We start from the raw sequence: 25,782 nt of genomic DNA, 5'->3' as shown, positions 1-25,782 counted from the left end.
TTATATCATTATGCAGGACGAGCCGCAAAAACGAAAGGAAGTACCACTACAGAGAAATTTCAAAATATAGCATAAATTGGATAGGCGCCCAATATATAACAGTATAATTAATTTTGTGGAGGTGATCTTACGTATGCAATGGCAAGCTATTTTATCAAATGCAACAAATTATTTTGTCGTTGCTAAACCATTCTTAGCAGCAATTGTCCTCCTTGCGTCATTAGTTTTGGTCGGAGACAAAGGCAGCAAATTCTCACTTAACCGCAATAGTCCTTGCTTAGCTGCGCTCTGTATCTTTGCTTTCGCCATTGGCACCGGACTAACCACTTGGTTTTTCTTATTGGCCCCGCTGCTTGTATTAACAGGGCTAAACCTCACACTGACCTATCCAATGATTACGATGTATGGTGCTTTCTGGCTGCTAATGGGAGTCCTGATCTCGGCAAAAAAACTGATCTATGATGCTAACAGGCGTCAGCACCAAGGGTAACTTACCACAATACTAAGTAAAGCGCTTGCCGCTTAAGGCCAAGCGCTTTTTATATGGAAAAGAACGGCCTAAAAAGCTGTTCTCCTCGTAATAGAGGCAGAACAGCTTGCAATTATTCTTTAATTACCTTGACGATCGTAATATTAGGCTTTAGTACAAGATCTACATCCGTATAGCTAGTATCATCAAAAATACGCACAATCGGCCGAAGTGGATAGTGTGCACTGTTTTTGACAACGTAGCCAGTCTTATGCGTATTGAGCTCGACTAAACTGCCTACCGGGAATACGGCTACACTGTGGAAAAACGCCCGTAATGAATTAAGATCAAACTGCGTATTGCCTGCAGCCATCATAGTCTCTACAATTTCCTGCCGCGATGCATGTGTAAAAGTAGCATTATTCATGGCAGTATCGTAATAATTGGCAATAGCAACCAGGCGTGATAAGGGATGGAGATTTTTTCCTGACAGGCCTAAGGGATAACCGGAGCCGTCGTAACGTTCATGATGCTCGGCAGCTATGCGGGCAACGGTAGGATTGACATAGGCCTTAAGCAGCAGTTCACGGCTAAACAGCGGGTGAAAGCGCATGGGTTCAGGAACTGACAAACTCTGTTGGGGAAGAGCTATTTTACCAATATCATGAAATAATGCTCCTAAAGCCAAGTCTTTTAAAAGAGGCAAGGGCATTTTTAAATAGAGCCCGGTAACCAAAGACAGCAAGCATACATTAATACCATGCTGAATTTCATCATCACTCGGCTGCCGTACTTTAACATTCATAATATAAGGCAATCGTTTACCTGTTTCGGTAATGACCTTATCGACGGTTTGCTTCATCTGCTCTAATTGAGTAATGCGCACATGTTGATTAGTTAAATCAGCTGCTTTCATTGTAAAAATAGAACGAAATTTCTGAGCAAGCTCGTCGCGCAGTTCAGGAGAAAGTGCTGGCTGGCTCAATAATTCGGCAATCGGATCAGCGACATGTATTGCTGTAATGCCTAACTGTTTTAAGCGATTTATGTAAGCGGCGGTCAGGGTTATGCCGCTTTCCAGCAATAAATTGCCCCGCTCGTCCATAATATCTGTAGTCAAGACCATCCCAGGCTGAACGTAGGAAAGTTGCATGAGAACCACCTCTAGATTACTATATCATTTTCATTATAAAGCTACATAAGCAGGAACGCAATTCGTTGAAAGTCCTAACACCCAAAAAAACGAATAGGACTTAGGTCCTATTCGTTTGTATCACAGCAGAAAAGGTGGTATCGTATAGCTAGAAGAGGTGAGGAATTTGCAGATGTCACTCCTTGTGGAATTATTAGAGCGAATGAGCGTCATGGCCACACTGGCGTTTGTACTATCCCATACGACCGCCTTTCGGCGTCTGGTGGATTATGAAGCCCGGCACCGGGAGCGGCTGCTGTTAACGGTTATTTTCGGATTTATCGGTATTGTTGGTACCTATGCCGGTATTCCAGTCAATGATGCATTAGCAAACTCCAGAGTAGTAGGTGTTATGGCAGCCGGGCTTATTGGCGGACCGCTGATGGGAGGCGTCGCGGGATTAATCGCCGGGGGACATCGCTATCTGCTAGGCGGCTTCACTGCTTTTTCCTGTGCTCTAGCCAATGTATGCGAAGGCATACTTGCCGGCATATTTTATCGCTATTACCCAAGTCGCCCAATTCCCTGGTGGGTAGCACTTACGGCCGGTATTGTCGGTGAAAGCATGCAAATGATGATTATCCTGGCAACTGCCCGGCCTTACGAGCAGGCACTTTTGTTAGTGAATGAAATTGGCATACCAATGATTGTCGTTAATTCTATTGGATTGTCCTTATTTATGCTTATTATTAAGACGGCAAAGGATGCCCAGGAGAGTGTTGGGGCTGAAAAATCCCGTAAGGCGTTGGATATTGCCACAAAGACATTGCCCTTTCTTAGAAGGGGACTGACAAACGACTCTGCTTATGAAACCGCCAGGATCATTTATGCGTCCGGCGGTTATGATGCGGTTGCTGTTACGGATAGTGAACATGTTCTGGCTTTTATTGGTGCCGAAGCACAGCACCATAAGCCTGGTAAATCGAGCCTTACAAAGGCAACACGCCATGTATTGGAATCAGGACAAATGTTTATTGCCCAAAACAGTACGGAAATAGGCTGTTATTGCGAGCATTGCCGGTTATCCAGCACTGTTGTAGTGCCGCTCAAGCAGGCGGGAAGGGTTATCGGCACATTAAAGTTGTATTATACCCGTGGGAATATGGTGGGGGATGCGGATATTGTATTTGCTGACGGTGTAGCGCATTTATTTTCCACTCAATTGGAGCTTACCGAAATTGACCGCCAGGCTAAGTTGGCGGCAAGAGCGGAATTGAAGGCACTCCAGGCGCAGATAAACCCTCATTTTCTCTTTAATACGCTTAATACGATCACGTCTTTAATACGGACGAAACCGGATCTTGCCCGCGAGTTGCTCATTAAGCTGGGAGCAATGTTCCGGTTTTCCCTGCACAAGACGGGCAATAATATTCCCATCGGGGAAGAATTGGCTCAAGTGGAAGCATATCTTACGATAGAGCAGGCACGCTACGGGGAAAAACTGTTGATCCGCGAAGCAGTACAGGAGGCGGCCATGCAATATCTCATACCATCGCTAACCATACAGCCTTTAGTGGAAAATGCAATAAAACATGGCTTGCAGCCCAAGGAAGATGGTGGTGAGATTATCCTGAAGGTGCAAGAAGAAGCTGATAACGTACTCATCACTATCAGCGACAATGGCGTCGGTATGGATTTAACTAAGCGCCATCCGCTTTGTCAGCCTCAGGGAGAAAGCATTGGCCTGATAAATGTGCATGAGCGCTTATGTGGGCAATATGGCCAGGGACTGGAAATTTCCAGCCAGCCAGGTTTGGGGACAACGGTAACGATCCGACTGCCGAAACGAATGCTTGATGAGGTGGAAGAATATGCTTAAAGCATTGCTTGTTGATGATGAGACTCCAGCAAGGGATGAGTTGAAATATTTACTGTCTGAATATCAAAACATTGAGGTGGTCGGTGAGGCGGACAGTGGTCCGACGGCAATTAGCCTGGCTGCACAAATGAAACCGGATGTCATTTTCCTGGATGTACAAATGCGGGGAATGACTGGTCTGGAAACAGCAGTGGTACTGCGGGCTATCTTGCCGAAAACGCTGATTATTTTTGCTACTGCCTATGATGAATATGCGGTCAAAGCATTTGAAGTAGGGGCGGTTGATTATGTACTGAAACCCTTTGAGGGACCTCGTGTTGTAGGGGCGCTTGAACGTTTGCGCAAATATCTGCCCGATGAGTGGAGCGCCGCAGCAAGCCGCATTGATGAAACACTGACAAAAAGTAAAATCAACGTACATAAGCTGCCGGTAAATAAGCAAGGGAAAATCATGCTTATTGCCTATGATGATGTTATCTATGCCTATGTGCAGGCTGGCGGGGTATCAGTAGTAACTGTTAATGGTACGTTCTGTTATGATGGTACGTTGACGGAACTCCAGGAACGGGTAAAAATGACCAGTCTTTTTCGTGTTCACAAAAGTTATGTTGTGAATATGGACAAGGTTCAAGAAGTAGTACCGTGGTTTAAGGGCACATACTGGCTCAAGGTAGAAGGTGCTCCTAGTATTGAAATCCCGGTAAGTAAAGGTCAGATCAAGGAAATTAAGGATATATTAGGCCTCAAATAGGGAAGGCTAGCACTATAAATGATAAAATGAGGAAAACAAATGCAAATACGGTTTGGTTATGTAGCAATGGCTTTAAATATTATGGAAGGGTCTCCTAATAAAACGGTAACAGTCACCAATCTGCTGAAAATTGCAGCATCTGCTGACCGTGTTAATCGATTAAGGCGGCTTACCCGGGAAAACCTGGCTAATCAATTACGAGTATTAAAATATAATGCGGCTCATGATATTCATGTTTTCCGCTTTACATCAAAGCTTATCCCGCTCGCCACTCACCCGGAAGCAGCTGGCTGGGATTATACTAGTGAATTTGCCGATGAGCTTAAAGAAATCGGCGATTTTGCACGTAAGCATGATATGCGGGTAAGCGCGCATCCCGACCATTTCACACTGCTTAACAGTCCTGATGAAAAGGTTATTGCTGCGAGCATTGAGGATCTTGCTTATCATGCCCGGATTTTCGATGCAATGGGCTTTGGCAATGAAGCTAAGCTGGTTGTTCATGTAGGTGGTGCCTATAAAAGCAAAGACAAAGCCCTTGATCGATTTTGCGATACGTTTCAGCTGCTGCAGGCAAATATTAAGGACAGGCTGATCATTGAAAATGATGATAAATCCTATACTGCGCGGGATGTTTTAACACTCTGTCAAAGGATTGCAGCACCAATGGTACTGGATGTCCATCACCACTATTGCTGTAATGAGGGAGACGAATTGGCAGGACTATGGCCTGATATAGCTGCCACCTGGCAGGGCGGTACCCCTAAAATTCATATGTCCAGCTCGAAAGAGGGGCCTAATGTGCGGGCCCATGCAGATTATATTAATGCCGATGAATTTATGGCATTTGTACACCTGGCTAAAGATCTAAATCAAGATTTTGATGTTATGCTGGAAGCCAAGCAAAAAGACCAGGCAGTACATCAGTTGATGAGGGATTTAGAAGCAACCGGAGAAGTAGAGGTGGTAGACGAGGCCACTATTGCCTATTAGGTTAGGCTCTTTTTATTTCTGTTGAGCGACGGTTTTAGACTGTTAGCCTTTCATTTTGCTCCATTCATCTGATTTAACTATCAAGTGCAATTTTTTTCTTTTATTATTAGAGTTGCTGAAAAGCAATTAATAATAAGGGAGGAAGTAAGCAAATGGTTATGAATGGAATTTATTTAGTTATTATTGCTGCACTTTTTCTTACATTAGCGTATCGCTATTATGGAGCGTTCATGGCTGCTAAAGTATTAGCCCTGGACCCCAACCGTCCTACACCTGCCGTCCTAAAGAATGACGGACGTGATTATGTACCAACAAATAAGTGGGTGACCTTTGGCCATCATTTCGCTGCTATAGCAGGGGCTGGACCGCTGGTTGGCCCGGTGCTTGCCGCTCAATTCGGATACCTTCCAGGTACGCTGTGGCTGTTAATTGGCGCTGTAGCAGCCGGTGCAGTTCATGACATGATTATTTTATTTGCGTCTGTTCGGCACGATGGCATGTCAGTTGCTGAAATTGCTAAAAAAGAAATCAGCAAAGCCTCCGGCCTTGCTACCAGTATTGCCGTGCTCTTCATTTTGATCATTACCATGGCAGGTCTTGGTATTGCGGTAGTAAATGCACTTTATGACAGCCCCTGGGGTACCTTTACTGTTGCCGCTACCATTCCCATTGCTATCTTTGTCGGTCTTTACCTTCGTTATATCCGTCCTGGACGGATCGGTGAAGGATCTTTTATCGGTGTAACCTTAGTTCTTGCTGCCGTATTTGTTGGTCCATGGGTCCAACAATCCGCTTTGGCACCGTACTTTACTTTTACGCGCGGACAGATTTCAATTATGATGGCTATTTATGGATTCGTAGCAGCTGCTTTGCCTGTATGGCTGCTGCTGGCGCCTCGTGATTACTTGAGCACATATATGAAAATAGGCACGATACTGGCCCTGGCGGTGGGGATTGTTATTGTTAGACCGGAAATTCATATGCCTGCTCTCACGCCGTTTATTTATGGCGGCGGCCCGATTATTCCCGGACCGGTATGGCCCTTTATGTTTATTACTATTGCCTGTGGAGCGATTTCCGGATTCCATGCGCTCATCGGTACAGGAACAACACCAAAGATGTTAGCAAATGAAGCAGAAATTCGGGTTGTCGGCTTTGGCGGTATGCTTGTTGAGTCCTTTGTCGCTCTTATGGCCCTTATTGCTGCAACTAGTCTGATTCCTGCCGATTACTTTGCAATTAATACGACACCGGCTGTTTTCAATACGCTCGGTATGCAGGTTCAGGAATTGCCTGTTCTTTCCCAAATGGTAGGTGAGAACGTAGCTGGCCGACCTGGCGGCGCGGTTTCACTTGCAGTCGGTATGGCTCATATTTTTGCACAAATTCCCGGCATGAGCGGATTGATGTCCTTTTGGTATCATTTTGCCATCATGTTCGAGGCCCTCTTCATTCTCACTACAATTGATGCCGGTACCCGCGTCGGACGTTATCTTGTACAAGAGTTAGGCGGCATGATGTATGCTCCTTTAAAAAATGTGCACTGGACACCTGGTATTATTTTTGCCAGCGCAGCTGTATCTTTAGCCTGGGGATACCTGCTCTACGGCGGATCGATTTCGACCATTTGGCCGCTGTTTGGAGTTGCCAATCAATTGCTTGCCAGCATGGCTTTAGCAATCGGAACAACCGTGCTTTATCGGATGGGCAAAGGCAGATATGCCTGGACGACCATTACGCCTATGTGTTTCCTAGCAGTTACTACTGTTGCTGCAGGTTATATGAATATTACCACTAACTATTTACCGAAAAATAATTATCTGCTGGCCGGAGCCAGTGCTATTATGATTGTTTTGGTTGTTTTCGTTATCAGCGATGCGGTCCGCACCTGGATCGCCATTAGAGCTGAACAGCAAGCAAAGCAGGAATCATTGCCGATTGGCAAATAAAAATTGCTGCCGAAAGGACCACCCGCTGCAAAGGGTGGTCCTTTCCCATTATTTGGATTGTTAAATTTAGGAATAGATTTCTATCAGGCGTGCATGCTATTGCTGTAGTGAATTCGAAAGGGGGGAATGACTCATGTTAACATCCAAAGAGCTTATGCAATTAGAAGATTTTCTTGATGGTCATCAAACCAGTGTGAAAACCTTCAATCATTTCGCCAGTGAAATGAAAGACCAGCAGGGTAAACAAATGTTGCAGCAGTTGGCGCAAAAACACCAGCAGCATGTACAAATGGTTAGTAAGCATTTAAATGCAGGACAATCTTTACAATAAAGGAGGGGTACTAATGGCACAGCAAGGACAACAACAGGGACAGCAGCAACAAGGCCAGGGCCAAATGCAGGGCCAGGGTATGCAAATTGCTGATCGTGATTTATTGCAAGTTTGTTTGAATGAAACCAAACATTGTGCATCTTCGCTTAATACTTATATCCAGGAAGCCAGCAGCGAACAACTTCGCCGCGATTATATGACAGTACTGGGTGATGTTTATAGCCAACAGAAACAAATTTTTGACTATATGCAGCAACAAGGCTACTATAATGTAAAGAATGCTAATCCGCAGGATATTGCTCAAGCAAAATCGAAATTCAGTCAAAATCAGCAACAATCCATGCAGTAATCATCTTCCACAATACCAGCCTCGTCAGCAGTGACGAGGCTGGTATTTTTATTGCCTCTTGACAATAGTTCTCGTAGAGATGTAAGATTAAGACATAATTATCCGAAAATAATTGTTAATTGGATTTAATTATTTGTAAAGTAGGTGTGTTTATGGAATTCTGTGTAACAACTATGTTACGGGATAAAGGCTTCAAAGTTACTCCCCAGCGGTTGGCGATATATGAGGTTTTGTCAAAAACAAAGTCTCATCCAAGTGCTGAAATGATTTTTACTCAGCTTCAGCCGCTTTATCCTACAATGAGCTTGGCAACAGTGTACAAAACTATTGATATCTTGCATGAAATTGGTTTAGTACAGATCTTAAATGTGGGAGAGGACAGCTTCCGCTATGATGCTGAAACTGTCAGCCATCCTCATGTACGCTGCCTGGAATGTAATCGTGTGGATGATTTATTTGGCGTAGATTCTACTTCGTTTATCGACAAGGTTTCCGATACTTCGGAATACCGTATAACCGGTCAGCAATTCTACTTCTTCGGCGTTTGTCCCGAATGCCAGAAAAAGAAAGCAAACTAAATCTGCAAATAAGCCCGGCGTATGCCGGGCTTTTCTTTTTAGTAGGAATATTGCCAGAAATGGCGAAATAATTCTTTATATAGGGGAGGGCTGGAAGATGGAACTAGTTTCTTATATCGACCATACACTGTTAAAGGCGGAAGCACAAGTCGATGATATTGTACGGCTTTGCGAGGAAGCTGCCGAACATCACTTTGCTGCAGTATGCGTGAATCCCTGTTATGTTGCCTTAGCTGCACATTTGCTGCAGGGGACCGGTGTGAGAACCGCTACGGTCGTAGGCTTTCCATTAGGAGCCACACCATCGACTGTAAAGGCTTATGAAACACAGGTAGCAATTGCCGATAAAGCCGATGAGATTGATATGGTAATGAATATAGGTGCTGCTAAAAGCGGTCAGTGGCAAGCGGTAATCGACGACATAAAGGCAGTAGTCGCGGCAGCAGAGGGCAATATTGTCAAAGTAATCATTGAAACTGGGTTATTGGCGGACAAAGAGAAACGGCAGGCCTGTCAGGCCATATTGGCAGCAGGCGCACATTATGTAAAGACGTCAACCGGTTTTGGTCCCGGAGGAGCGACCGTAGCAGATATCCTGCTATTTAAGGAAGAAGTAGGCGACAAAGCAGGGATAAAAGCCTCAGGCGGTGTACGGACGCTGGAGCAGGCAGAGGCATTGATTGCCGCAGGCGCAACACGCATCGGCACAAGTGCCGGTGTAAGTCTATCTAGTTTACATAAATAACCGGTAGGCATGGGCTTATAGCTATGGTATAATATTCACCTATACAGAATGCGGCTAATTAAGCCGCTAAATTAAGTAAATTTTTTGATTGTTTCTAGAGAGAGGAGGGGGTACAATGCGCAGCATCGTACAGAACCCAAGATTTATTATTTCGCTGCTCATTTTGGTTGTGCTGCTTGTCATGCTCGTGCCGGTACGGGCGCCGCGGATGTGGCTGTACCCCCTGGCTCGTGATATTGCGCAAGCCAAAATGAATTATGAAGCCAGACACATGGCATCTTTCGAAACTGCTCATTTTATCATCAAGTATACACCTCATGACGCCGATACGGTAGCGATGGTAGCTCAGGCTGCCGAAGCAGCCTATTCACCTGTTGAAGCCGCTTTTGGGGCTGCACCGGAGCAAAAGACATTGCTTTTGGTGTACCCGGACCGTAAAGAGATGAACAAGGTTTTTGGCTGGTCTGGTGACCAAAGTGCGATGGGGGTTTACTGGGGTGGTGTCATCCAGTTGTTGTCGCCTCATGCCTGGCTGAAAGCTGGGGATTCAACAGAAGAATTTATTCGCTCAGGTCCTATGGTGCATGAGTTTACGCATCTGGTATTTGACCATATGACAAATGGCAATTACACCCGTTGGTTCACTGAAGGTCTGGCTCAGTATATGGAATATAAGACAAATGGCTACGAGTGGCTGTCGAACAGCAACAAACAGCCTGAAAAATTTTATACGCAAGCAGAACTAGACGGAGATTTTGATAATCTTCCTGATCAGTCTTTGGCCTATCGCTCTTCGCTTGCAGCCATCCGGTATATTGCTGAGACGTATGGTGATGAGAAACTCAACCAGATTGTACAAGAGTTGAAAGCGGGCAAGAAGCCTGAGAAAGCGATTGCGGTTGCATTAGATATGGACTATAGCAGCTTTGAACGGGAGTGGCATAATTGGTCTGCCGTTCACATGAACACTAACAATCACAAATAACGGAATCTCTTTCCAGGTACGTTTGTTTACACGCGGAACCACTGTTAACAGTAACAGTGGTTTTTCCTATATATAGGAGATTTCTATTGCCGGGAAATATTGTTCCGCTTATTAGTATACGGTACTGTTGCTTGTATCATTTTCCCCGATCGTGCTACAATAACGATGATACTAGATGTGACTAAAGGAGATTGACGATGAGCATATTTCATGCCTGTGATATACGAGGAATTGCCGGAAAAGATTTAAACGGGATTATGGCCCGCCGTATTGCCTTAGCCGTAGGCGCTAAACTGACGGGGCAGCGGGTAGTTGTGGGCGGAGACATCCGGCTGTCAACGCCGGAACTGCAGCGAATCATGATTGATACGTTAGTGGAATCAGGTTGTGAAGTAATTGATATCGGCACTGTGGCAACGCCAGTCTTCTACTATGCGATTAAGGCAATGGAGGCCGTAGGTGGCGTAATGGTTACCGCTTCGCACAACCCGGGTGCCTATAATGGCTTTAAATTGGTGTTTGGTGATCAGCCTGTTACGGAAGAAGATATTAAAGAAATTGCTCGTATGGTCGAAAATGATGAACGTGTGCAAGGACAAGGGCGGATAATCGAAAAGGCAGTTATTAGCGACTATATTAAGGATACTACTGCCAAGGCGCGTTCCAGCAACCTGAAAGTGGTAGTAGATGCCGGAAATGGAGCTACTTCAGGCATTGCTCCGGCGCTTTTTAGAGCGGCCGGTTATGAAGTGATTGAACTCTTTTGCGATGCCGATGGACATTTTCCTAATCGCCCTCCCAATCCGGCTTTAGCCGAGAATCTAACAGCCCTTGGTGAGAAAGTACGTCAAACCGGTGCCCAGCTAGGGGTAGCTTTTGATGGTGATGGTGACAGAGCAGGTTTTGTAGATGAAAATGGCAGAGCTATTGATAATGATGACATTATTGTGCTCTTAGGGCAATATTATTTGGAAGGCCAGCAAGGCACGATAATCTATGATGCGAAATGTTCAATGGTGGTACCGGAGGAAATTGTAAAGGCAGGTGGGAGGGCAGTAATGGCCCGGGCCGGTCATACGTTCAGCAAAGCGGCTTTTCTAAGGGAACAGGCATTGTTTGCTGGAGAAATCAGCGGACACTTTTTCTTTCGCGAGCTAGGGTATGATGATGGCATGTTTGCGGCTCTGAAAGTGTGTGAGTTTGTTGATGAACATGGTTCTTTGGCGGCTTTGGCTGATGCAATTCCGAACTATCTGCTGACACCTGATATTCGTGTTCCCTATAAAGGCAATGACAAAGAAGCGATATTGGCTGAGACAGCCCAAAAGCTTGCTGCCTATCAACCCAATCTGATTGATGGGGTACGCATTGAATTTGCTGATGGCTGGGGCATGATTCGCTCTTCTGTTACGGAGCCGCTGTTCACGCTGCGGTTTGAAGCCAAGACCGATGAGCGGCTGAAGGAGATTATTACCATTCTGCTACAGGCCTTACCAGAAGGCGTTCGGGAGGCGGTCTTACTGAAATTACCTGCTGGAAAATAGCAGAGTAAGAGGATTTTGGCTCATTTGAGGCGAATTAATTTACAGTTAATACGCAAGAAGAAGGTGCCAAAATAGTGAAGGTACATGTTTTAGCCAGCGGTAGTGCTGGTAACTCTATTTTCCTAAAAGACGAACATACAAGTATTTTGATAGATGCCGGCATCAGTGCCAGGAGAATAAAAAATTCACTCGCGGCAATCGGTACAGCCATTGAAGATATTGATGGTATTTTTATTACCCATGAACACAGCGACCACATTAAAGGACTGCCGACGCTGCTGAAAAAATACCGTCTGCCTGTTTATACCCGCCCGGCAACCTGGGATGCTATGCCGTTTAAAGAGCCGCTGCCTGCAGCCTGTTATCGCGGCTTGCCGGAGAGCATTGATCTGGGATCAGTGAAAATAGAGCCGTTTTCTATTTCTCACGATGCTGCAGACCCAGTAGGGTTTAACTTCTTTTGCCGGGATAATAAGTGCAGCGTCGCTACCGACCTAGGGTTTGTAACGGATAAAGTAAAACAAGCATTGGCTTTATCGGATATTCTGGTACTTGAATCCAATCACGATACGGATATGCTCGAGCAAGGGGCATACCCGTGGCCGCTAAAAAAACGGATTATGAGCAACCGGGGGCATCTTTCTAATATTGATGCGGCCTGGACGATTGCACGGCTGCCCCGCAAAGCACATACCCATGTTTTTTTAGCTCATATGAGTAAGGAAAACAATCGCCCGGAACTAGCCCGTGAAACTGTGGGCAATATCTTAAGTTCCCAAGGATTGCGGTTAGGAATGGATGTTTCGCTTCATCTTACTTTTCCTGATCAAACAGCTAGTATAGCTGAATGACGCTGAGGAGGTTGAAATGATGTCTAGACGAATTACCCCTATTTTAGTAATTGCTCTTATTGGTGCCGTTATTGGCGGCAGTCTGGTATATAGCTGGGGCGGTAAATTTTATGCTAAGCCTACTCCCCAGATGCCAAATTTGGCTCAACAGGTACCCGGGCTTAAAACGCCAACAGCCCAGGCCAGTATATCTGATGCCCGTAATACGCCTATAGTCCGGGCAGCTCAAGCGGTAGGTCCCTCTGTTGTAGGGATCACCAACAAGGCTTATGCCCGTGATTTTTATAACCGTAAGGTTCTTGTTGAACAGGGAACCGGCTCGGGAGTCATTTTTGATGCGAATGGGTACATTGCCACAAATAACCATGTAGTAGAAAATGCACAGGAGCTTGTGGTTTCGCTTGCTGACGGGCGTACTGTTCCCGGGAAAGTGCTTGGCACAGACCCAGCGACTGATTTGGCAGTGGTGAAGGTAGAGCTTACCGGGCTGCCCGCCGCACAATTCGGGGACTCGGACACAGTCATGGTTGGGGAGCCGGCTATTGCGATTGGCAACCCGCTGGGGCTTGAATTTAAAGGCAGTGTTACGGCTGGTGTTATCAGCGCTCTTAACCGGTCACTGGAAATCGGGGAACGCCGTTTCAAGCTGATTCAGACGGATGCGGCAATCAACCCCGGCAACTCCGGCGGTGCCCTGGTGAATGCCGATGGTGTTGTCATCGGGATTAACAGTGCCAAAATTTCAGTTGCAGGGGTTGAAGGAATCGGCTTTTCTATTCCGATCAATTCAGCTCGTCCTATTCTGCAATCCTTAATTGAAAAAGGCCGTGTAGTCCGGGCCTATCTTGGTGTAGGCGCCCTTGATAAAAATGCTGCCGCTAAATACGGCTATGATCTTAATATTGACAAAGGTGTGTATATCGCGAAAGCCTCTAAGAACGGACCTGCAGGAAAAGCGGGAATCCGTGAAGGTGATATTGTGTTGAAAGTTGCCGGTCAGGAGACTAACAGCGTAGCAGACCTGCGCTCCGTGCTGGATGCCCAGCCTGTAGGCAGTCAGGTTGAGGTTCAGTTTAGCCGCAACGGCCAAGTCCAAACCATTTCCGTACTTTTAGAAGAGATGCCTGCTGAATAATGAGGATATCGATTGTAACGGCCGGTAAAATAAAAGAAAAGTATTTAACGGCAGGAATAGCGGAATTTGTAAAGCGTCTCGGTCCCTATTGCCGGCTGGAAATCATTGAAATAGACGAAGAACGGATGCCAGAAAACCCGTCAGATGCTGAAAAAACAAAAGCGCTCGCTAAGGAAGGCGAGCGCCTGTTAAAGGCGGTACGGGATTCAAGCTATCTCATGGTGCTGGACGTAATCGGCAAACCGCTTTCCTCGGAAGAATTGTCCGCTAAGTTTGATAAGCTTGGCCTGGAAGGGCAGAGCGATATTACCTTCATTATCGGCGGCGCTTTTGGCTTATCCGATGAAGTCCGCAAAGCTGCGAAAGAACGCCTGTCCTTTAGTAAACTAACCTTTACCCATCAAATGATACGCCTGCTGCTGGTAGAGCAGATTTACCGGGCTTTCCGGATTAGCCGGGGAGAGCCGTATCACTGGTAACGGCGAAAAATAGCCTCAATCCTTCGTAATAAGAGGATTGGGGCTTTTTTTTGAAGGGTTTATTAAAGATTGTTAGAAAATTGTATGTGCATAATATATTTAAAATAATGGGGATTGAAGGTATGACTGAAACAGATTTTTTTGTAGACAAGCTATATAGTGAAATTATTAAGATATTGTCAACAGGCCCCAAAACTCTTCGAAGTAATTGGGAAGTTGGTAGAATACTAACGAAAATTGATGAATTACAAGCTGGAGCAGCTTATAAAGCACTTATCTTGAAGAAGCTTGCGATTAAATTAAATAGTACGTTAAAAAAGGGCTACGGTGAAATTAACTTAAAGTCTATGAAAACTTTTTACAAAAACTTTTTAGACTTTGAAGAAGTTTGTCCTCAATTGACTTGGACTCATTATTATATATTAGGTAGAATTGGTAATGAATTTAAAAGGAAAAAGTTACTTCTTGAATGCATTGAGAATAATCGTAACTCTCGGTGGCTTAGAAATCAATTAAAATTCAACACAGATAGTGCTGTTGATAGTCCTACTAGTACTTTAATTCAAATATTTTTGAAGGTAAATCAAACTTTTTTATCTAAAGAGGTCGACTCCATTATACTGAATCTATCGGAAAGGTCTTTGTGTGCTCAGATGATGATGTATCTTAGACACGAACTGGATATATCAATTTTTAGGGAGTATCATGTTGATGTAGAATACAATAGAAATGATAGTAAAATTAAGACCATCATTGATAACGATATGAAAGTTATAGCTATAACTTGCGATCTCATAGTACATAGTCGAGGTCAAATAATAGCACAAGATAATCTGCTTGCTGTTGAGATGAAGAAGTCTACGGCTAAGAAGGAAGAAAAAGATAAAGATAGAAATCGCCTTATTGCATTAACAAAAGATAGTTATGATGATGTTTGGTCATTTGATGGTGTTACATTGCCTGAGCATGTATGTGGGTATTTATTAGGAGTATATTATGAAATAAATGTACCCAGTAGGAGCGTTTTGCTTGAATTTTATAGAAAAGGCAAACTTGATTTTGAGCAAAAGGTTACGTTTTAAACAAGGTAAATAGAAAATCTGATTTGCTTTTCTTATTTCGATAAAATTGAATGAAAAACGCGATTATGGTAGTATTAATGATGCTTGTTAATTTAAGAGGAGTCGTTTATCATTATTTATGATTTAGAAGATTGGTTAAGTAATATACCTGTTGTTGATACAACTCGCGGCGAAAATGAAGAAGAGGATGAAGAATAAATAATGGAATTAAATACGTTTAACTTATCGGAATTAACACGGGAGATGGCGGCTAAGTATCATTATGATGCGAATACGATCTATGGGTGGTTTAAAACCCTAATGGAGCGACTTGGTATTGATCATAATGAATTGAAAAATGAGAAAGAAGAAATTTGGTTTTATGAAGCAGAACGTCCGTTGCTGCAAGGGCTCTTGCTCGAGATGGGGGACGGTGAATATTTAAGAAAACTGTTTTCAACTAAGAAAAAAATAAGCTTTTCAGCATTAGATAAACAGGCAATTGATTTTCGCAATCGCATGTTGACTTTATGTGATGATGTGCAAGATGAAGAGCTAAAGGAGAAATGGCAATCAATAGTGGATGCCTTAAGCCAAATCCAAATACGCGAGTTAATGCAGCAATTTGCAGAGAAAATGTCGGATATAGCCAAACAATTAGGAACTACTGAGAAGTATCAGGAACATATTGAATTGTTGCAAGATCTTAATAACGCCTTAATACAATGGGAAGAGAAACATATAAAATAAGATACTTAAAAGATAGTGAGAGACTGGGATTCCAGTCTCTCTTTTTTTTTGTTAGATCAAGTAAAATTGATTTGTCAATTGGAATTTTTTCGCCAATCTAATAAATTTACCGAGTAGCGTCAACTTGTCATAATAACAATGTAAGCGCAAGACAGTTCCTTGAAAACTTCATACAGAGACGAACAAAGACAGTGAGCGTGCCAGTAGTTTACAGCGAAGCATACGACGACCGGTTTGACGTTCGGAAGTCAGTTATATTTCAGAGAATGGGAGGAAGAGCAATGAGAAAAAGAAATGATGAATCAGCTTTAAAACAATTGTCGAGGGAGGGGGCTAACATGGGTGAATTTCTAAGTATAATACCTGCCGATCAATTTATTGATTTTGATGACCATGGAGAAAATTTGCGTAGAAATTCGCAAATAGGTAGAGATCTAAATCTGATTGTATATAAGGCTTTTAATATGAAAGGTCGGGATGTTGAAACGACTATGGAAGTTATTAAGGCAATACAAGAATACAAGATTCTTGTTGATTGGGTACAGAATGATCTTGAAAACATTATTGAGGATTTATCAGACCTTATTGAACATACAACGGAATATAGTGACGAAGAGTATATTTTGCAAGCAAAAGTTAGATCAGATGTACTCTGGGATTACTTATAAAATTATGTGGCAGGATGTACTATTAACTACTTATTTCAAAATTGTTTCTCCAAAGTTAGAGTTTAGATACCTTACTGTGCTGAAATTAATTAAGGTGGCTAAAGATGAGTAAAAACAAAGTAATACCGTTTATAAAGAAAAATGCTCCTGCAAATGAGGGTTTGCAAGGAGCTACTAAAGAAAATTTCAATCCATATTATCCTTATTTTATCAAAAATCAGTGCCTATATAAAGTACCGGATAAATCTGGCGGTGATCCGATCTCTATCAGCAGGGCTGTACAAATTGTTGAGATTAGGCAGAATGTTGACACGAAGGAGGTTTCCCTGGTACTCGAATACGAGTACCAGGGGAATATTGCCCGCAAAGAAATCACTAGAGATATACTGACCAGAGCAAAAGTAATGCAGCTTATGGCCTATGGGGTAGATGTTGCCGACCATAATGTGAAGGATGTATTAAAATTTCTAAACATTCAAGAACGTACGATTGCGATTACGCGCACGCATAATCAAACCGGCTTTCTCTTTGAGGGAGATAAACTGGTGTTTAAGCACGCTACGGCTATTGGTGAGAAGTCGGTCTATAACGGCGATTTCAAGCTGCAGCCAAAGGGATCGTTTGATCAGTGGCTGGCGATCATTGAAGAGCAGGTATTAGGACATATTCCCTTGGAGTTCGCTCTTATTTTAGGGCTTGCGGCTCCGGTAGCTTCTTTAGTAGGTAAGGAGACGGGCCTGGAAGTATTGGTAGTTCACCTTTACGGAAACTCCAGCCAGGGAAAAACGACCGGGCTTCGTCTGGCGGTATCTCCCTTTGGATTGCCTCATATCAGTGACGGCGGGCTTATCAGAACCTGGAACTGCACATTAAATGCACTCTTAGGTGCTTTAAGAAACAATCACGGTATTCCGCTGGCTTTTGACGAAGCATCCATGACGGATGCAAACTTTAGTAAGTTAATCTACATGGTAACAAGCGGGCAGGACAAAGAACGCCTGAATAAGGACAGTCAGCGTGAGAAAGCGGCTCAATGGTCGGGCTTGTATTTGTCCAGCGGTGAGCATGCTCTTACCGCAAAAACTTTGCAGAATATCGGTATTCCAATGCGCCTGATGGAAGTCGGAAATATTGAATGGACGAAATCGGCAGAGCACGCCGATGCAATTAAGGAGGGCCTGCTTAGCCATTATGGCTTTGCGGGGCCGAAATTCGTAGAGTGGTTACTGGATCAAGGCGTTGGTGTGGTAATGAGTCGCTGGAAGAAATGGAAACAGCAATTTTTGGAGGGGATGCAGGAGCCTGATCAGTTTGCGAGCCGGATCGCGGATAGAATGGGAATTTTACTGGCGACAGCGGAAATGGCCGGACAGGCGTTAAGTCTCGAATTTAACATTGAGGGAATGAAGACGTTCCTGCTGAAGCACGCAAAGGAAGCAGGCGGTAATCGCGACCTCGGGGCGAAAGCGTACGAATACTTTATGAATACGGTAGTTCAGATGGAAAAAAACTTCTCAACCGACTTATGTGAGGTAAAACAGCAAAATGAACATTGGGGCAAGATTACCCATGATGCGAATCGCAATTGGGATGAAATCTACATTTTGCCGAATAAGTTCCGGGAAATAATCAAAGCTGGCGGTTTTGAAGATACGAGCATCATTTTGAAAATCTGGAAAGACCGTAACCTGCTAAATTATGAAAAGAACAAGCTGACCAGGAAAAAGGTGCTCGTCAAAGGGCACTCACAAGACGTGTATGTTATTAAAGCCGTAAACAATATAGCATCCGATTAGCAGTGCTACCTCTTTAACCTGCTAGCTACCAAGCCAAAAGGGTGTTGGAAAGGCTATGAACCAATATAGCTTTTTGAAAAGCTCACCCTTTTCACCAATTAAATTTTGTAAATCGAAAAAAATAAGTAATATTGGGAACTTAAAAAATGCAGCATTTTAGTATTAGGGTAGAGAGTGAAATGGGTGAAAACCGTATTTCCAGTTAGCAAATTAAGAATAATGGGGGAGAACAATCATGGATATGAATCAATATGACCTAGAAAGCTTACAGGAAACACAGCACGAAGCAGAGTTTGAGGAAAATGAGCAATATTCAACGGAAGATGATATAGATCTGTATATATGGGATGCACCAAAACGTGGACCACGTTTGCCGGAGGGCGAACACTCAGCTAAAGTTGGTAAAGTATCGGCGGAACGGATGCAAGGCGCTTATGGGGAATGGATCAAGATTACAATTCCGTTTCTTATCTTCAGTGAGGAATTTATGGATAACATTGCGGTGTGCTTCAGGGCAAGTAAAAATCTGAGACCTGATGGAAGAATGTATCCAATCGTTAAGGGAATCCTGGGGGCGGAACCGGAATCAGGCTTTGATTTTAAGCGTCTTGAAGGCAAAGTAGTTAAGGTTGTGCTTGAACATGAGGCGGATCAATATGGAGATATATGGGAGAATGTAGTCTCGGTTAAAAAAGTTCCAACTGAAAGAAAAAGACCGATGCCGGTAAGAATGGGGTAGTTGTAGTTAGCCCTAAAGTGAGCAACTCAAGTATTATATTTTACTATATTTGGAGGAGATTCATAATGAGAAACGGCATGTTGGAACATATGGATAAAAACAAAGCAAATAAGCAAGTAGTACGTGACTTCATTATTGAAATACTGGGAAATGAAACTAAAGAGTTAGCCGACTTTAGAATGGCTACCCTCGAAGGGACAGAGTGGTCGTATAAGAACTTAGGAAATCTTGTGAAAAGTGCAGTTCGGAGAAATCACGAGGATGTGCAAAACATCGTGCTCTACCATGGCTCTGGCTCACAAGCGTGCCAAGATCACAGCGGTAACATGCCTTTTGGTTTCAGTAAATTCATTAAGGTGGACTGCTATGATATGTCATATTTTACTCTTGGCATTCGCTATCGGGATATTCCTGGTAGTGCTACAGAGCACGCAAGACAAAAGGCTTTACAATTAGCAAATAGCTTGTCGTTAAAACCCACCGCTATTGTGGACAGTGGCGTTAGTATCCAGCTATATTGGAAACTTGATCGCAGTTACCCGCTTTCTCGTGAATACGGCAGTGGAGATAAAATCAGATTCGCTGGCAGTGCGTTATTTTGTTCGCAGTACGAGGCCCTTTGGAGCGTCATTAATACACTGGCTCATGAAATAGGATTGACACTCGAATACTCGGCCACTACTATTTCCTGGAGGGACGGTCAAGGGGTATGTGAAGTTAATATGTATTCCTTATTACCCGGCTGCGTTTATTATTATTTGAACGAGCAGTTGCGGCTCGAAGAGTTTATGGTGGAGGTAATCGAGCTTAACGAACGTCGTTATCGGTATGAAGACATCATGGACTGGCTGAATGATTGGAACAAAGAAAATCTGCAGGTGCTAGCATCAGCAGAGACATTAGACGAGTTAAGAGAACTGTGCGTTCGGGAATATATCGAAAACAGGATATCTCATAATACGATGATTGACTTACTGCCAAGAGCATGGCAGATTCCTTATGTGAGAATCGGGAATGAGGTAAGTCAATATACGGAAGAGGCTCTAGAGTGGGTGCGGCAGGAGAATGCGGGAGATATTGTAGATGATATTGAAAGTGATGAATGGGTATTGGAAATAGAACTGAAGGAAGCGCAATAAACGGAATTTCAAACATATATTATTCCCTTGTATACTGAGGGCTGGCCAGCATTTCGCCGCCAGCCCCGATCAAGGGAGAGTGAAATTATGTTCATCATCAAAACCATGGCCGACGTCAGACGGCTAAAAATCGCAGGCCGCATCAGTCACGAGCTTGCCGCTCATTTTGCCCGCAAAATGAATCGACTCAAGGGAAATCTGGCTCCTGAATTGGACCTGGAAGACTTTAGTCTGGAGATGCATGGCGTATTTGGCATATTGGAAGAGTCCGATCAGAATCTTACTGCTATAGGGTTACCTGAGCCATTAGCGCTTATCATGCCTGAATGGGTGAGCCGGTTGGAGGTAGCAGGCGAAATTTACTATGTTCTTTATCTCATGGCAGACAATGATTTTATTGATCAGGTCTATTTACCGGATGTAATTATGCCTGACAAAATTCGTCTTTGGCTGTCTGATCAGCCTGTCGAAGCAGAAAGCGGAGAGGGGGAAGCTGATGATGCCGTCCACCCTTTCTAATGTAGCTGATGAGGAACTGCTTGAAGTCATTTTACCTAAGCAAGCCGTTAGGGAACTCATGAGCGAGTACGGCAGTGTTCAGCATGTGTTGTTACAAACCTCAGTGCAGGAACTAGCCAGAGTAAGGGGGATTGGCCCGGTGAAAGCGCGTCAGTTGCAGTATCTGTGCGAGTTGGCCAAACGGCTGTACAAGGTGCATGCCAAACTGCCGCCCGTTATTCGCACACCACAGGACGTATTTGATCGTGCTGTGGATATGCAGCATCTGCTGGTAGAACATTTCCGGGTTCTATATCTCAATACTAAAAACGGAGTCATCGCCGAAGAAACAATATCGCAAGGCACGATAAGTGCGGCGCTGGTCGATCCCCGTGAAGTGTTCCGCCGGGGCGTTCGTCTCTCAGCGGCTACCGTCATTCTTCTTCATAACCATCCAAGCGGCGATCCCACTCCCAGCCCGGAGGATATCGCCTTAACGCAAAAACTGGTTGAGGGTGGAAAGGTCCTGGATATCCGGGTAATAGATCATGTCATTATCGGCGTAGGCCGGTATGTCAGCTTGAAAGAAAAGGGGCTGATATGATGTTTTCAACCGAGCATCGCCATGTAACGCAAGGTGTGATGGCACATGTCGCCTCCGACCTGCAAGTACTGCTTTGGCAACTGATTGACCTGCGAAAAGCAGAAGGCGGGGAATTGGATTACCTGCAAGTCTTTAGTCTGATCTATGACTGCAAATTGGGACGCGCCCTGCAAAGAATTACCCATACTCAGGAAGTGCCACCATACAGCAAGAGTTGCCTGTATACCGTTTCTCAGCCGGTCTGCCGAACTGTTTGGGTCATCGACAGCGGCGAATATGCCACTATGCTGCTGCCAGATGAGTACTAAAGGGAGGTAACGGGATGATTCCTTGGATAGACATTATCGTAATTGTCTTAAAAGCGATATTAGACAGAAACAAAAATTAAATAACATAATCCTTTCTTCGGCTAGGAGAAGGTTAGTAGATGAGGAGGCTTTTTATAATGGCGGAAGCGGAAAGCGTAGAATACTCTTATGAAATGGTCGTTAACATTGTAGCAGAAATGATTGTAAACTACATGGAAAACACTCCTGAAGAGCCGGAATTTGAATATGAAACTCCCGTTACTTATCAGATAGCCGCTGAAAACATAAGCAGCGAGTATCCAATCGGAATGACTGTCTGAGAAAGGAGTTTCTTATGCAAGCACGTCTTGGAGTTGTCCTCTATGTAAGAGTCAGCAGCGAAGAGCAGGTAGACGGCTATAGTTTGGATGCACAGGAAGCCGTGCTCAGACAAGATGCTGCACGACGCAATATTCCGGTTGTTAAAGTATATAAGGACCCTGGAGAATCGGGAGTCCGCGAAGATCGCAAAGGTCTGAATGAGCTCCTGCGCGATGCCAGGCGAGGTTTGTTTAGCGAAGTACTGGTGTGGACGGTGAGCCGTGTCAGCCGCAAGCTGCGCTATTTGCTCCAAGTGCTGGCGGAATTAAAGGAGTTAGGCATTGCCTTTCGCAGTCTGAATGAGCAATTTGACCTGACGACGCCCATGGGACAGTTTGCTATGACTATGATGGGCGCGGTGGCTCAGATGCAGCGGGAATCGTGGATGGAATCATCCCGGATCGGCATGAAGCAGAGGGTGCGGAGCGGGCGCTGGGGCGGCGGCATGATGCTGGGCTATCGTATGGTGCCTGACGAAAATGATCCGAAACGGGGCGGCAAGTTGGAGATAATCCCCGCAGAGGCGGAGCTTGTCAAAGAAATATTTACGTTATATGCTGACGGCTTGGGGTATAAAGCCATTGTCAACCGTCTAAACCAGGCCAGTAAGCGAGGCAAATGCGGCAAAATGTTTGCTATAGCCTCCGTGCAAGGCATAGTTAACAATGCTATTTATATCGGTAAGGTTCATTTTGGTCCGGACTATTACGAAGGAGTGCACGAACCTATCATTAGTCAGGACTTATGGGACAATGTACAGCAACGGTTAGCGCAGCAGAAAAAACAGAGTAAAAGCGTTTTCTATGAATATCTGTTGTCCGGTGTACTGCGCTGCCCGGTCTGTGGCAGCGGCATGCTGCCGACTCATGTCAAAGGTAAACGCAAAGACGGCAGCTTTCGGATGAACTATTACTATTCCTGCGGTCAATACCTGAACAAAGGAAAAAGTGCCTGTACCTCCCGGAGCGTTCGTGCCGATATCGCCGAACAGGCCGTACTGGATTGGCTGTTTGCCTTTTTGACCAAGCCCTTTTGGATTAAGAAAGTTATCGAAGCCATTCGGCAGCGCTATGACCGTACTGTAAAGCCTAGGGAGGATAAGAGGCAAGAAGCGGAAGCATGCGTGGCTGCTATTGCAAAAAAACAAAGTGAATTGCTGCAAAGCTATGAAAACGATAAGCTGAGCCGTGAGATCTTTTTACAGAAAATGCAGCGTCTGAAGTTGGAAAAGGAGACCTGGCAGGAGCAGTTGAACCAGAACGACTCAATGGATAAGCAGCCAACCGAAGCTTGCTGGGGTGAGGCGGAGCTTACTCTTGCCTTCCGGTCTTTCCGAGCCATTTTGCAGGAATCTGATGTGGCTACCAAGCGGCAGCTTATTCGGACGCTCATTGCTAAAGTACACGTAGGGAAAGACAGAGCTTCATTTAGCATGGAGTGGAAATTGCCTTTTGAGAGCCTAAATATCGCTGAGGTACCGGCAGTAATCAGCCAGCCGTTACGCTTGCAACATAAAAGATAAGAGGGGCAGGGGGGTTATCGCCCTTGCTGCCCGGATTGTATAGAAAGAAGCTGGTTTACTAGAGCGCATGCGATCAAACAATGGAGAGAGGAGAAGAGGAATATGCAGCATGATAGCACACTATCGGTAATCAAAGTTGCCATATATGTCAGGGTATCGACCGAAGAACAGGCTGAACACGGATACTCTATTGATGCTCAGCTCAATACGCTGCGGGACTACTGCAGGCTGTACAACAAGGAAGTTTTCCATGAGTATGTTGATCGGGGAATCAGCGGCAAAGAAATGACCCGGCGGGAGCAGCTACAGCGGCTGCTCAAGGATGCGGAACAAGGCCTGTTTCAGGAAGTCATCGTATGGAAATTTAACCGCATGTCCAGAAAAAATAAGGATTTGCTGGAAATCGTGGATTGGTTGGAAAAGCATAACGTACACTTTCGATCTTTTTCCGAAAACTTTGATACGTCTACGCCTATGGGGCGCTTCGCTCTGCAAATGATGGGGGCCGTTGGTGAACTGGAGCGTAATACTATTGTGGAAAACGTAAAATTAGGGATGAAGCAACGGGCTAGGGAAGGCTTTTTTAATGGTGGAAGCTGCCTGGGGTACGAAAGCGTCAAGCCCACCGAAACAGATCGGAATACCCTGCGAATCGTACCGGCAGAAGCGCCGACAGTTCGGAAAATCTTTAGCTTGTATGCCGCAGGCAAAGGCTTACGTTCCATAGCCAATCAACTAAACCGGGAAGGTCATAGAACTAATAAAGGCAATACCTTTGGCAGTGATTCCATCCGCCAAATCATTACCAATCCGATTTATATCGGACATATTCGCTATAACCGCTTCGAAGACTGGAGCGAAAAGCGGCGTAAGGGAAAAACCTCGGAGGCAATTATTGTTGAAGGTAAGCATGAGGCGATCATTGACCAGGGATTGTGGGACAAGGTACAAAGGCTATTTCAGCAAAAATCCAAGGTTAGCCCCCGGCAGCAGCAGAGTGAAAATTTGCTTACCGGCTTGATCCGTTGTCCTGAATGTAACACTCCCATGGTGGCCTCCCGTACCGTCAATTATCTAAAGGATGGGACTAAAGTTACGAGAAGATACTATTCCTGCGGTCAGTTCAGAAGTAAAGGCAGCTCCGTTTGTCATGCCAATTCCGTTAAAGCCGAGGAAGCGGAAAACTACGTGTTGAAGCGTGTTAAGCGGGTATTAAATCATCCTCAATTGCTAGCCGATATTACCAAGGCAGCGAATGATAAACTGATAAACAATCAGGAGAGCCTCCGTCTGGAGTTACCTGCTATCGTTGCAAAGCTGGAGCAATTGGCGGATAAAAAACGCAAGATTTTGGATGTGTACGAACTGGAGGACCTGGATAGAGAGACACTAGGCAAACGGCTCAGGGAAATCACGGCAGAAGAACATTCACTTAGCCTGAGAAAATCAGAAATTGAAGCCGGGCTGAGACAAGAGGTAAGGGAAGTTCCTGAAACCCTGTTGCGCAGCTTGCTGATGCGTTTTGATCTTTTGCTGGAGCAAGCGCCGGTCGAACAGAAAAAAATGCTGCTGCTGATGGCTGTTAAAGAGATTACCTTAACAGAGAAAAAGAAAATTGATAAGATCATCCTCAGATTTGAGTCAGACATAGGCAACGATTATCTGGAACAGGTCCCATTCGCCATTACAAAGGCGAATGGGGCTTTTTCTATTCATCGGAAGCGGTTACTGCTGGCCATATGAAAAACCGCGTTACCAAGGCGGTAAACGCGGTTAAGGGCATGACAAACCAGACAGACATATTGACACTGTTTGAATACTATAGTATTCTATCGGTAGCGTATTGTCATATTTTGCATAATGCTGCGAAAAAAGCTAGTCTTGATTTTGCTCTAATTCGGTCATCAACTGGACTAATGTGATGCCAAGCTCATTCGATATTTTGGCCATTACCCCAAGGGAGGGACTTTTGAGGCCCCGTTCCAGTTGGCTGATATAGGTGCGGTGCAGACCGACGTTGGCGGCAAACTCTTCCTGACTTAAGCCCTTTTCCATTCTTAACTTCTTCAATATTTGTCCAAAAATTTTATCAATCATATTCACACTATATGATTGATGGAGAGCATTGGTCTACAGACTATAGTATTCAAAAAATATTCAAAAGGAT

General features: G+C 44.6%; 28 protein-coding genes. 26 read left to right on the top strand and 2 right to left on the bottom strand.

Annotation, left to right across the window (positions count from 1 at the left end; genetic code table 11):
* Positions 1 to 133: 133 nt before the first annotated feature.
* Entirely contained in the window at positions 134 to 490 is a 357-nt protein-coding gene (locus RTR76_RS16095) for a hypothetical protein (RefSeq protein ID WP_312522505.1), read from the top strand.
* Between the two features lie 112 nt (positions 491 to 602).
* On the opposite strand, the gene RTR76_RS16090 is transcribed toward RTR76_RS16095, so the two are convergent.
* Positions 603 to 1,622 carry an HD domain-containing phosphohydrolase gene (locus tag RTR76_RS16090; protein WP_312522503.1) on the bottom strand — a complete coding sequence of 340 codons (1,020 nt, stop codon included), beginning with the start codon at positions 1,620 to 1,622 and terminating at the stop codon, positions 603 to 605.
* A 172-nt stretch (positions 1,623 to 1,794) separates the two neighbouring features.
* Here RTR76_RS16090 and RTR76_RS16085 point away from each other — a divergent pair, with 172 nt between their 5' ends.
* From RTR76_RS16085 to RTR76_RS15965, 25 genes are all read left to right on the top strand, one after another.
* On the top strand, positions 1,795 to 3,480 hold the full coding sequence (locus RTR76_RS16085; protein ID WP_312522578.1) for a sensor histidine kinase: 1,686 nt from the start codon (positions 1,795 to 1,797) through the stop codon (positions 3,478 to 3,480).
* Positions 3,473 to 4,231 (top strand): LytTR family DNA-binding domain-containing protein, encoded by a 759-nt coding sequence (locus RTR76_RS16080; protein WP_312522502.1) that lies wholly within the window; start codon positions 3,473 to 3,475, stop codon positions 4,229 to 4,231. Before RTR76_RS16085 ends, RTR76_RS16080 begins: the two co-directional genes overlap by 8 nt.
* A gap of 39 nt (positions 4,232 to 4,270) precedes the next feature.
* Complete coding sequence (gene uvsE / locus RTR76_RS16075; protein ID WP_312522500.1) at positions 4,271 to 5,224, top strand: UV DNA damage repair endonuclease UvsE; 954 nt, start codon at positions 4,271 to 4,273, stop codon at positions 5,222 to 5,224.
* A 158-nt stretch (positions 5,225 to 5,382) separates the two neighbouring features.
* Positions 5,383 to 7,173: a carbon starvation protein A gene (locus RTR76_RS16070; RefSeq protein WP_312522562.1), complete on the top strand. Its 1,791-nt coding sequence runs from the start codon at positions 5,383 to 5,385 to the stop codon at positions 7,171 to 7,173.
* Positions 7,174 to 7,306: 133 nt separating this feature from the next.
* On the top strand, positions 7,307 to 7,504 hold the full coding sequence (locus RTR76_RS16065) for a spore coat protein (RefSeq protein ID WP_132082300.1): 198 nt from the start codon (positions 7,307 to 7,309) through the stop codon (positions 7,502 to 7,504).
* A gap of 13 nt (positions 7,505 to 7,517) precedes the next feature.
* Complete coding sequence (locus RTR76_RS16060) at positions 7,518 to 7,853, top strand: spore coat protein (RefSeq protein WP_312522498.1); 336 nt, start codon at positions 7,518 to 7,520, stop codon at positions 7,851 to 7,853.
* A 152-nt stretch (positions 7,854 to 8,005) separates the two neighbouring features.
* Positions 8,006 to 8,431 carry a Fur family transcriptional regulator gene (locus RTR76_RS16055; RefSeq protein ID WP_312522495.1) on the top strand — a complete coding sequence of 142 codons (426 nt, stop codon included), beginning with the start codon at positions 8,006 to 8,008 and terminating at the stop codon, positions 8,429 to 8,431.
* A gap of 97 nt (positions 8,432 to 8,528) precedes the next feature.
* Complete coding sequence (gene deoC, locus RTR76_RS16050; protein WP_312522493.1) at positions 8,529 to 9,176, top strand: deoxyribose-phosphate aldolase; 648 nt, start codon at positions 8,529 to 8,531, stop codon at positions 9,174 to 9,176.
* Between the two features lie 115 nt (positions 9,177 to 9,291).
* Positions 9,292 to 10,161: a peptidase MA family metallohydrolase gene (locus tag RTR76_RS16045; RefSeq protein WP_312522491.1), complete on the top strand. Its 870-nt coding sequence runs from the start codon at positions 9,292 to 9,294 to the stop codon at positions 10,159 to 10,161.
* Between the two features lie 197 nt (positions 10,162 to 10,358).
* The gene (locus tag RTR76_RS16040) at positions 10,359 to 11,705 is read left to right on the top strand and encodes a phosphomannomutase/phosphoglucomutase (protein WP_312522489.1); all 1,347 of its coding nucleotides are present in this window, start codon (positions 10,359 to 10,361) and stop codon (positions 11,703 to 11,705) included.
* A 74-nt stretch (positions 11,706 to 11,779) separates the two neighbouring features.
* Complete coding sequence (locus tag RTR76_RS16035; protein ID WP_312522487.1) at positions 11,780 to 12,556, top strand: MBL fold metallo-hydrolase; 777 nt, start codon at positions 11,780 to 11,782, stop codon at positions 12,554 to 12,556.
* 19 nt (positions 12,557 to 12,575) lie between these two features.
* Positions 12,576 to 13,691, top strand: a complete 1,116-nt coding sequence (locus RTR76_RS16030; protein WP_312522561.1) for a trypsin-like peptidase domain-containing protein — start codon at positions 12,576 to 12,578, stop codon at positions 13,689 to 13,691.
* Entirely contained in the window at positions 13,691 to 14,170 is a 480-nt protein-coding gene (gene rlmH, locus RTR76_RS16025; RefSeq protein ID WP_312522485.1) for a 23S rRNA (pseudouridine(1915)-N(3))-methyltransferase RlmH, read from the top strand. The genes RTR76_RS16030 and rlmH overlap by 1 nt, the downstream gene beginning before the upstream one ends.
* A gap of 50 nt (positions 14,171 to 14,220) precedes the next feature.
* The gene (locus RTR76_RS16020) at positions 14,221 to 15,252 is read left to right on the top strand and encodes a DUF1016 N-terminal domain-containing protein (RefSeq protein ID WP_312522483.1); all 1,032 of its coding nucleotides are present in this window, start codon (positions 14,221 to 14,223) and stop codon (positions 15,250 to 15,252) included.
* Positions 15,253 to 15,453: 201 nt separating this feature from the next.
* Positions 15,454 to 15,981 (top strand): hypothetical protein, encoded by a 528-nt coding sequence (locus tag RTR76_RS16015; RefSeq protein ID WP_312522481.1) that lies wholly within the window; start codon positions 15,454 to 15,456, stop codon positions 15,979 to 15,981.
* A gap of 281 nt (positions 15,982 to 16,262) precedes the next feature.
* Positions 16,263 to 16,649 carry a hypothetical protein gene (locus tag RTR76_RS16010; protein WP_312522479.1) on the top strand — a complete coding sequence of 129 codons (387 nt, stop codon included), beginning with the start codon at positions 16,263 to 16,265 and terminating at the stop codon, positions 16,647 to 16,649.
* Positions 16,650 to 16,753: 104 nt separating this feature from the next.
* Positions 16,754 to 18,445 (top strand): DUF927 domain-containing protein, encoded by a 1,692-nt coding sequence (locus RTR76_RS16005; RefSeq protein ID WP_312522477.1) that lies wholly within the window; start codon positions 16,754 to 16,756, stop codon positions 18,443 to 18,445.
* Positions 18,446 to 18,680: 235 nt separating this feature from the next.
* Positions 18,681 to 19,184 (top strand): hypothetical protein, encoded by a 504-nt coding sequence (locus RTR76_RS16000; RefSeq protein ID WP_312522475.1) that lies wholly within the window; start codon positions 18,681 to 18,683, stop codon positions 19,182 to 19,184.
* A 65-nt stretch (positions 19,185 to 19,249) separates the two neighbouring features.
* Entirely contained in the window at positions 19,250 to 20,323 is a 1,074-nt protein-coding gene (locus RTR76_RS15995) for a hypothetical protein (RefSeq protein WP_312522473.1), read from the top strand.
* An 87-nt stretch (positions 20,324 to 20,410) separates the two neighbouring features.
* Positions 20,411 to 20,842 carry a hypothetical protein gene (locus RTR76_RS15990; protein ID WP_312522472.1) on the top strand — a complete coding sequence of 144 codons (432 nt, stop codon included), beginning with the start codon at positions 20,411 to 20,413 and terminating at the stop codon, positions 20,840 to 20,842.
* Positions 20,820 to 21,425, top strand: a complete 606-nt coding sequence (gene radC / locus RTR76_RS15985; protein ID WP_312522471.1) for a DNA repair protein RadC — start codon at positions 20,820 to 20,822, stop codon at positions 21,423 to 21,425. Before RTR76_RS15990 ends, radC begins: the two co-directional genes overlap by 23 nt.
* Positions 21,422 to 21,733: a DUF960 family protein gene (locus RTR76_RS15980; RefSeq protein WP_312522469.1), complete on the top strand. Its 312-nt coding sequence runs from the start codon at positions 21,422 to 21,424 to the stop codon at positions 21,731 to 21,733. Before radC ends, RTR76_RS15980 begins: the two co-directional genes overlap by 4 nt.
* 137 nt (positions 21,734 to 21,870) lie before the next feature.
* Positions 21,871 to 22,053: a hypothetical protein gene (locus RTR76_RS15975; RefSeq protein ID WP_312522468.1), complete on the top strand. Its 183-nt coding sequence runs from the start codon at positions 21,871 to 21,873 to the stop codon at positions 22,051 to 22,053.
* Positions 22,054 to 22,067: 14 nt separating this feature from the next.
* Positions 22,068 to 23,615, top strand: coding sequence for a recombinase family protein (locus RTR76_RS15970; protein ID WP_312522466.1), 1,548 nt, complete (start codon positions 22,068 to 22,070; stop codon positions 23,613 to 23,615).
* 102 nt (positions 23,616 to 23,717) lie between these two features.
* A complete protein-coding gene (locus tag RTR76_RS15965) occupies positions 23,718 to 25,358 on the top strand; it encodes a recombinase family protein (protein WP_312522464.1) in 1,641 nt (546 codons plus the stop codon).
* 132 nt (positions 25,359 to 25,490) lie between these two features.
* Here RTR76_RS15965 and RTR76_RS15960 read toward each other — a convergent pair whose 3' ends face one another.
* Positions 25,491 to 25,712, bottom strand: a complete 222-nt coding sequence (locus tag RTR76_RS15960) for a helix-turn-helix transcriptional regulator (RefSeq protein ID WP_312522463.1) — start codon at positions 25,710 to 25,712, stop codon at positions 25,491 to 25,493.
* Between the last annotated feature and the right edge of the window lie 70 nt (positions 25,713 to 25,782).

The sequence above is a fragment of the Anaerospora sp. genome (assembly GCF_032013335.1).
GTDB lineage: Bacteria > Bacillota > Negativicutes > Sporomusales > DSM-15969 > Anaerospora.
Note: the sequence above shows the minus strand (reverse complement) of the source record. Positions and strands in the feature narration are given on the sequence as shown.